Source organism: uncultured Oscillibacter sp. (assembly GCF_950073225.1).
In the GTDB taxonomy this organism is placed as follows: Bacteria; Bacillota; Clostridia; order Oscillospirales; family Oscillospiraceae; genus Oscillibacter.
This window is the reverse complement of the sequence record NZ_CATMPS010000061.1, coordinates 1-6,604: the sequence shown is the minus strand read 5'-3', so window position 1 is coordinate 6,604 and position 6,604 is coordinate 1. Positions and strand designations below refer to the sequence as shown.

The window sequence follows — 6,604 nt, the reverse complement described above, 5'->3', positions numbered from 1 at the left end:
CTTTGCCGGAGAAGAACCGGGAAATTATTTTCCTTTACTTTTTCGGGCATTACACACAGCAGGAAATCGGGGAAATGTACGGACGCTGCCGGAGTACGACCGGGTATCAAATCCGCAGGACTTTACAGCTCCTGCATAAAGAAATGGAGGTGCTTTCACATGGGGAATCCAAACCTTTTGCCCTATGAAACGATTGTCCGGGCGACCAGCGGAGAGCCGGAAGCCGTGGACGAGGTTTTGCGGCATTACAGCAAGCGTATCCGAATTGCCGCCATTGAAAACGGGCATATCGACAGAGATACCGAGGACAGCATAAAACAGCGGCTTGTTGCTTCCCTATTCAAATTTCGTTTTGATGGGTAGGAAGTATAAGGAATTGCTTTCATTTTTGTAAAAATGGAGGTATAATAGAAGCACAAAGTCCCGTATTTTTAAGACCTAAACGGTCAAGGTGTAGGAGTAGTCAAGGAATAAACGACTCTCCTACACCTTTTTCCGCTCTCAATTACGGTTTGCCAGCTTTGCCGATGGCCTCCATCAGCTTGTCATAACCGAACATGGCTGCATACGCCACCATGAACCCCAGCACGACCGCAGCGGCCACCATATACCACACCACCGCGATAGCCTTGATCTGACAGTAGGCGAAGAACGCCACCAGCGTGAGTACCATCGAGACGGCGACCGCCAGGATGTTGGTCGGCAGCTTGTCCCAGGTGACCTTTTTCAGCACCTGGACGACGATGTTGGTCACCACCACCAGCACACCGATGACGCTGATGACCATGGACCAGTTCAGAACACTTTCCATTTTTGATTCCTCCTTATGTTATCCGACCCCATCAGGCGGAGCAGAGCCATGTTTATCCGGCCATGAATTGTTCTTGCTCAGGTTCTCGACGGCAGACTTGATGGCGTACACCAGCACCACGCCGATGATCTCGGTAAGCGCCACCTGAGATAAACTCTCGGCAATCTGCTCCTTGCCCATCCATGCGAGGATGTAGCTGCACCACACCCAGGCAATACCGTTAAGCAGGCAGACCCACACGATAATTTTCATAGTGGTCGCTTTCTTTTGGCTCGGTTCAGAGAGGTCGAGGGTGGGTTCTTCAACGACGTCCTCCGGCCAGTCCTCAGAAATATCAGCAGGCTGCTCCACAATGGGCGCGACTTCCTTTGCTTTGATGTTCAGCATACGTCACCCTCCTCTTCATCCTTGGCGTGACTCTCCTGAAGGAAGTCCCGCTTCTTCAAGCGTTCCTTATAGACCTCCCGGATGTTTTCGATGGCGAGAACCGCCCGGTTGTTTGGATACTCCGGATGTTCCTCGCAGTACCGCTCGTAGTCGTCGATTTTAGCCAGCACCTCAACAAACTCCTCTTTGGTGTGGTTAATAGGTCGTAGCAGTTCGTTATTAAAATGCAGAATCTGGGCACGTCGGCTGTCGGCAGTCCGGCGGTCATCCATGGTGATGTGACCGTCCAGCTTAGCCTCAATACCATCAAGTCGGCTGGATATGTCCGCATTAACTGCTTTACCAACGGTTTTTGCCAGTGCCGACCAAGGGTTGATTTTGACGGGGGCAATTTGCACCAGCGTCAAAAGGAGCAGAATCAGACCGCCCCCGCCAGCTAAAAGCTCTTGGATAGTCAAAATTCATTTCCTCCTGTTGGATTACTTGCTCAGCATCCCGATCAGCTCGGAATACTCGGCCTCGGAAATCTTGCCGGCAGCGTAGAAAATATCCAGCTTGCTCTCGATGCCGTCAGTCTGGCCGCGCTCGATCATGCGCTTCAGAGTACGATACAAGGATGTTGTTTAAATGAAGTTCGATTTTACCAGCATCATTGACCGCCATGGCATGGACGCGTCTGCGGTGGACTCCATCGGAAACAAAGTTTGGGGAGCCGAACCAGACGCACCTAAAGAGGGTTTTGACGCGATTCCTATGTGGGTGGCCGACATGAACTTCGCCACCTGCCCCGCCGTTACCGACGCGATCATCGCCCGCGCCAAGCACCCCCTTTTCGGCTACTTCTGGCCCAGGGATTCCTATTACGAATCCATCATCAATTGGCAGGCCAAGCGCAACGGGTACACGGACTTGAAGCGGGAGTACATCGGCTACGAAAACGGCGTCCATGGCTGTGTCACCAGCGCGGTGGAAACGCTCTCCGCCCCCGGCGACAAGATTCTGATCCACGCCCCGGTCTATATCGGTTTTTCCGCAGATGTGGAGGGCCTGGGCCGCACCTCGGTGTATAGCCAGCTCAAGCTGGACGAAAACGGCGTGTGGCGGATGGATTACGAGGACATGGACGCCAAGCTGAAAGAACACAATATCCATCTGGCGATTTTTTGCTCCCCCCACAACCCTGCCGGGCGGGTCTGGGAACGCTGGGAACTGGAAAAAGCCATTGTCGGCACCATCGCCGCAATCTTAGCCTGTGTCAGTGTGCGAAGCTGGCGAAAACGCAGGAAACGCCGGGAAAAACTGTAAGCCAGGTAAAATAACAGAGTTCTTTGAGGATAAAAAGGAGGTTGAGCGCCGTGAATATCAACGAAGAAATTTTGAAATTAGCTGACGAATATGAGCCTTATATGGTTGACTGCCGCCGGAAGGTCCACACCTTCGCTGAGGTAGCCATGAAAGAGGACAAAACCCACGCTTTCATTCTTGAGGCGGCAAAAAAACTGGGCCTGCCCTATGAGGAGGTCCCCACAACCAGCGTTATCGTGAAGCTGGATACTGGTCGCCCCGGCAAGGTGGTGGCTCTCCGTGCCGACATTGACGCTCTGCCTATGGAGGAGGCGGAGACCAATCTGGTCGGTCCCCGCACCTGCCATTCCGAGCAGCCCTGCACTTGCCATGCTTGCGGACACGACGCCCACACCGCTATGCTCCTGGGTGCCATGCAGATGCTGACCCGCTTGAAGGAAAAACTGAACGGAACGGTCTTGTTTTGCTTCGAGGAAGGGGAAGAACCCAACTCCGGCGTAGCTGCTCTGCTGGCGGCCTTGGAGAAGTACAACGTAGACACCTGCTGGGCTATCCATGTCTATGCCGCCCCGGAAGAAGGCAAGATGTGCGTAGATCCCGGTCCCCGAATGGCGGGCGCTTGTGGGATTGATATGACATTCCGCGGGAAAGGAGGCCACGGCTCCCGGCCTGATTTGGCGGTCAATCCAGTATTTTGCGGTGCCAGTTTCCTCAACAATCTGTCAGTGGCCTTTCCCCAGCAGCTGACCGCCGGAAAGACTGTCACTATGGGTATCACCATATTCCAGGGCGGCGAGGCATTAAATGTCATCCCGGAAACCGCACGGATCGCGGGCACATTCCGCTTCTTCGATGCGGAGGAGGGCAAGAAAGCGCAGCAGCTAGCGAAGCAAACGGCAGAGCATACAGCCGCCATCCATAACTGCACCGTAGAGTATGATCCGATGATGTCCATAATCGGCATTCCTACCATTACAGACGCCGCCTGTTCAAAACTTGCCAGCCGGGTGCTCAACGAGGTCTTGCCGATTGGAACAGTAGTTCACTGTGACCCGTGGTACGGTGGAGAGTCTTTCCGCTTGTGGTTGGAACGGTACCCAGGTGTGTTTGCCTTCCTGGGAATCAAAAACTTGTCCGAGGGTTTTGGCGCGGAGCATCATAACATTTATTTCGACTTCAACGAAAAGGTATTAAAGACCGGCGCAGTCTCTACCGTCCGCTACGCTATAGAATGGATGGGCGAAAATGACCTTTAGGAATATCGAGAAAGTAGCAAACCGAAGACGCCGGTCTAAACAGCGAATCACCCTTCGTTTTGGAAAGGATTCGGATAATAATGAAATATGATTTTACCAGTATTATGGACCGTCGGCATAAGGATGCCGCCGCCGTGGATGCAGTTGCGGATGGCCTCTATCCCGGTATGGCACCTACTGCGCCGAAAGATGGCTTTGACATCATCCCTATGTGGGTGGCCGACATGAATTTCCCCACGGTCCCCACCATTCCCGAGGCTATCATTGAACGGGCCAAGCACCCCGCTTATGGCTATTTTATGCCTACTGACGAGTATTTCAACGCCATTATTCGGTGGCATGAAAAACGAAACGGCGTTATCGGGCTGACAGCGGAGTGCATTGGCTATGAGAACGGCGTTTTAGGAGGTGTCATCAGCGCACTAAATGTACTTTGTTCCAAGGGTGACCATGTCCTGATCCATTCTCCCACTTACATCGGCTTCACCAACAGCCTGACCAATAACGGGTACCACATGGTCCACAGTGAACTGGTACAAGATGAGAGCGGCACATACCGCATGGACTTTGCGGATATGGAGAAAAAAATTGTGGAGAACAGCATCCACGCCGCCGTGTTTTGCACACCCCACAATCCTTGTGGCCGCGTCTGGGAACGTCAGGAAGTGGAACAGTTCATGGAGCTTTGCAAAAAGCATGATGTCTATGTTGTTTCCGACGAGATCTGGTCCGATATTCTGCTGGATGGTCACAAACACATACCACCCCAAAGCATTAGCGAGGATGCACGGAACCGAACCGTGGCGGTTTACGCGCCCTCCAAGACCTTCAATCTAGCGGGACTTGTAGGCAGCTACCACATCATTTATAACAAGCGGCTCCGGGATCGGGTGCTGAAGGAGTCCTCTTTACCGCATTATAACGATGCAAATGTCCTCTCTATGCACGCGCTGATTGGCGCTTACAAACCCGAGGGTTATGAGTGGACAGATGAGCTGTGCGAAACGCTTTCCGGCAATGTGGACTATGCCTGCAAATATATTGCGGAACACTTCGAGGGTGTTAAGGTCGCAAGGCCCGAGGGAACCTATATGCTGTTTGTGGACTGCACCGAGTGGTGCGAGAAGCACGGCAAGACCATCGACGAAGTGGAAAAGGCCGCGTGGGACGTGGGCGTCGCCATTCAGGATGGGCGGATGTTCCATGGCTCCTGCCACCTGCGCATGAACCTCGCCCTGCCCCTGAGCCGGGTGAAGGAAGCCTTTGAGCGGCTGGACAAGTACGTTTTCAACGTCTGAAAGGAGCCATGACTATGTCAAGGCTGACCGTGGGCGGCAAGATGCCCAACTTTACCTTTGTCACGCCCTTCGAGGTGGACCGAACTATGGCGGAAACCGCCAGAAGGATACAGGGAAAAACCTCTGTGCTGTTTCTGCGCTATTTCGGCTGCACCTTGTGTCAGTATGATATGCAGCAGTTCGCAGCTGAGTACGATACCATCAAGGCTGCGGGCGGGCAGTTGCTTGTGGTTCTCCAATCCGATCCTGTCATCCTGGCGGCAGCCTGTCCGCCACGGAGCTGATAACGTATCTCTATAACGAGGAACTGCGTATCGACCCGAAGAACCCCAAGGACCCCGCCCGTGACCGTTTCGTTCTCTCCAAGGGCCATGTCGCCCCGGTCCTGTATGCCGCGCTGGCCCACAAGGGCTTCTTCCCCACAGAGGAGCTGCTCACCCTGCGGCACATCGGCTCCAATCTCCAGGGCCACCCCAACATGAACACCACGCCGGGCGTGGATATGTCCACCGGCTCCTTGGGTCAGGGCATTTCCGCCGCCGTGGGTATGGCCAAGGGTGCGAAGTATCTGAATCAGGACGTGAATGTGTACACCCTGCTGGGCGACGGTGAGCTGGCCGAGGGTCAGGTGTGGGAAGCCACCATGTTCGCCGCCCACTACCACTTGGATAACCTCTGCATCATCGTAGACCTCAACGGGCTCCAGATTGACGGCAAAACCTGCGATGTCATGGACACGAACCCTGTGGACAAAAAATTCGAGGCGTTCAACTGCCATGTGGTAGAGATCGGCGGACACGACTATGACGCGCTGGAATCCGCCTTTGCGCAGTTCCACGCCAACAAGGGCAGCGGCAAGCCCACCGTCATTCTCATGCGGACGGTCAAGGGCAAGGGCGTATCCTTCATGGAAAACCAGGCTGGGTGGCATGGCAAGGCCCCCAATGACGAGCAGTTGGCCCAGGGCTTGGCCGAGCTGGCCGAAGCCCGCAAGAAGATTTGAGGAGGTGTCACCATGGCTGATGTGAAAAAAGTTGCGACCCGTGACAGCTACGGAAACGCGCTGAAGGAGTTAGGTGCCCAGGTGGACAATCTGGTCGTTATGGACGCGGATTTGGCCGGCGCTACCAAGACCGCGATGTTCAAAGCGGAGTACCCCGACCGCTTCTTCGACTGCGGCATTGCGGAGGCCAATATGGTTGGCGTGGCCGCGGGCCTCAGCACCATGGGGCTGGTCCCCTTTGTGTCCACCTTCGCCATGTTCGCGGCGGGGCGGGCTTACGAGCAGATCCGCAAAGCATACTATTCCTTGGATGCGGATGACGGCATCGAATATTCCGCCTGCCTGCGTGAGCTCACCCCGGACGAGGTGCTGGAGCTCAAGGAGCGGTTCTGCCGTCTGTGGAACGCGCTGAACAGCTTGCCGGAAACCCAGGGCCGGAGGGTGGACGCTCACTTTATCCTCGGCATGACCTACCGGGAGATTGCCCAGGCCGAGGGCGTGGACAAAAGCTCTGTCCGTGAGTCTGTTCTGAGCGGCTTGAAAA

At 54.7% G+C, this 6,604-nt stretch carries 11 protein-coding genes and 1 pseudogene; 8 read left to right on the top strand and 4 right to left on the bottom strand.

The window, feature by feature from the left end; translation table 11 throughout:
* Together Q1M04_RS15805 and Q1M04_RS15800 are read left to right on the top strand one after the other, a co-directional pair.
* Positions 1-188 (top strand): RNA polymerase sigma factor (locus Q1M04_RS15805; RefSeq protein ID WP_300448849.1); only part of this gene is annotated, 188 nt, incomplete at its 5' end.
* The gene (locus Q1M04_RS15800; RefSeq protein ID WP_300448846.1) at positions 160-363 is read left to right on the top strand and encodes a helix-turn-helix domain-containing protein; all 204 of its coding nucleotides are present in this window, start codon (positions 160-162) and stop codon (positions 361-363) included. The genes Q1M04_RS15805 and Q1M04_RS15800, both read left to right, overlap by 29 nt.
* 142 nt (positions 364-505) lie before the next feature.
* Here the strand turns inward: Q1M04_RS15800 and Q1M04_RS15795 are convergent, their stop codons facing one another.
* From Q1M04_RS15795 to Q1M04_RS15780, 4 genes are read right to left on the bottom strand one after another with little or no spacing between them, the layout of a single operon-like run.
* The gene (locus tag Q1M04_RS15795) at positions 506-811 is read right to left on the bottom strand and encodes a hypothetical protein (RefSeq protein WP_300448843.1); all 306 of its coding nucleotides are present in this window, start codon (positions 809-811) and stop codon (positions 506-508) included.
* An 18-nt stretch (positions 812-829) separates the two neighbouring features.
* Positions 830-1,198 carry a hypothetical protein gene (locus tag Q1M04_RS15790; RefSeq protein ID WP_300448841.1) on the bottom strand — a complete coding sequence of 123 codons (369 nt, stop codon included), beginning with the start codon at positions 1,196-1,198 and terminating at the stop codon, positions 830-832.
* A complete protein-coding gene (locus tag Q1M04_RS15785; protein WP_300448839.1) occupies positions 1,192-1,656 on the bottom strand; it encodes a hypothetical protein in 465 nt (154 codons plus the stop codon). Before Q1M04_RS15785 ends, Q1M04_RS15790 begins: the two co-directional genes overlap by 7 nt.
* Positions 1,657-1,677: 21 nt before the next feature.
* Positions 1,678-1,812, bottom strand: a complete 135-nt coding sequence (locus tag Q1M04_RS15780; protein ID WP_300448836.1) for a hypothetical protein — start codon at positions 1,810-1,812, stop codon at positions 1,678-1,680.
* A 13-nt stretch (positions 1,813-1,825) separates the two neighbouring features.
* Here Q1M04_RS15780 and Q1M04_RS15775 point away from each other — a divergent pair, with 13 nt between their 5' ends.
* The 6 genes and pseudogenes from Q1M04_RS15775 to Q1M04_RS15750 all read left to right on the top strand — a co-directional run.
* Complete coding sequence (locus Q1M04_RS15775; protein ID WP_300448796.1) at positions 1,826-2,503, top strand: aminotransferase class I/II-fold pyridoxal phosphate-dependent enzyme; 678 nt, start codon at positions 1,826-1,828, stop codon at positions 2,501-2,503.
* A gap of 50 nt (positions 2,504-2,553) precedes the next feature.
* Entirely contained in the window at positions 2,554-3,759 is a 1,206-nt protein-coding gene (locus tag Q1M04_RS15770) for an amidohydrolase (protein ID WP_300448793.1), read from the top strand.
* Positions 3,760-3,839: 80 nt separating this feature from the next.
* On the top strand, positions 3,840-5,057 hold the full coding sequence (locus tag Q1M04_RS15765) for a MalY/PatB family protein (protein ID WP_300448790.1): 1,218 nt from the start codon (positions 3,840-3,842) through the stop codon (positions 5,055-5,057).
* Between the two features lie 14 nt (positions 5,058-5,071).
* On the top strand, positions 5,072-5,341 hold the full coding sequence (locus Q1M04_RS15760; protein ID WP_300448787.1) for a redoxin domain-containing protein: 270 nt from the start codon (positions 5,072-5,074) through the stop codon (positions 5,339-5,341).
* Positions 5,299-6,060, top strand: a pseudogene (locus tag Q1M04_RS15755) (transketolase); the annotation flags it as partial. The gene Q1M04_RS15760 and the pseudogene Q1M04_RS15755, both read left to right, overlap by 43 nt.
* Positions 6,061-6,072: 12 nt before the next feature.
* Positions 6,073-6,604 (top strand): sigma factor-like helix-turn-helix DNA-binding protein (locus Q1M04_RS15750; protein ID WP_300448784.1); only part of this gene is annotated, 532 nt, incomplete at its 3' end.

What these genes read in the sequence shown, in the direction of transcription:
- Q1M04_RS15800 (WP_300448846.1), top strand. Translation starts at nt 160, where the DNA reads ATGGGGAATCCAAACCTTTTGCCCTATGAAACGATTGTCCGGGCGACC.
- Q1M04_RS15795 (WP_300448843.1), bottom strand. Translation starts at nt 811, where the DNA reads ATGGAAAGTGTTCTGAACTGGTCCATGGTCATCAGCGTCATCGGTGTG.
- Q1M04_RS15790 (WP_300448841.1), bottom strand. Translation starts at nt 1,198, where the DNA reads ATGCTGAACATCAAAGCAAAGGAAGTCGCGCCCATTGTGGAGCAGCCT.
- Q1M04_RS15775 (WP_300448796.1), top strand. Translation starts at nt 1,826, where the DNA reads ATGAAGTTCGATTTTACCAGCATCATTGACCGCCATGGCATGGACGCG.
- Q1M04_RS15765 (WP_300448790.1), top strand. Translation starts at nt 3,840, where the DNA reads ATGAAATATGATTTTACCAGTATTATGGACCGTCGGCATAAGGATGCC.
- Q1M04_RS15760 (WP_300448787.1), top strand. Translation starts at nt 5,072, where the DNA reads ATGTCAAGGCTGACCGTGGGCGGCAAGATGCCCAACTTTACCTTTGTC.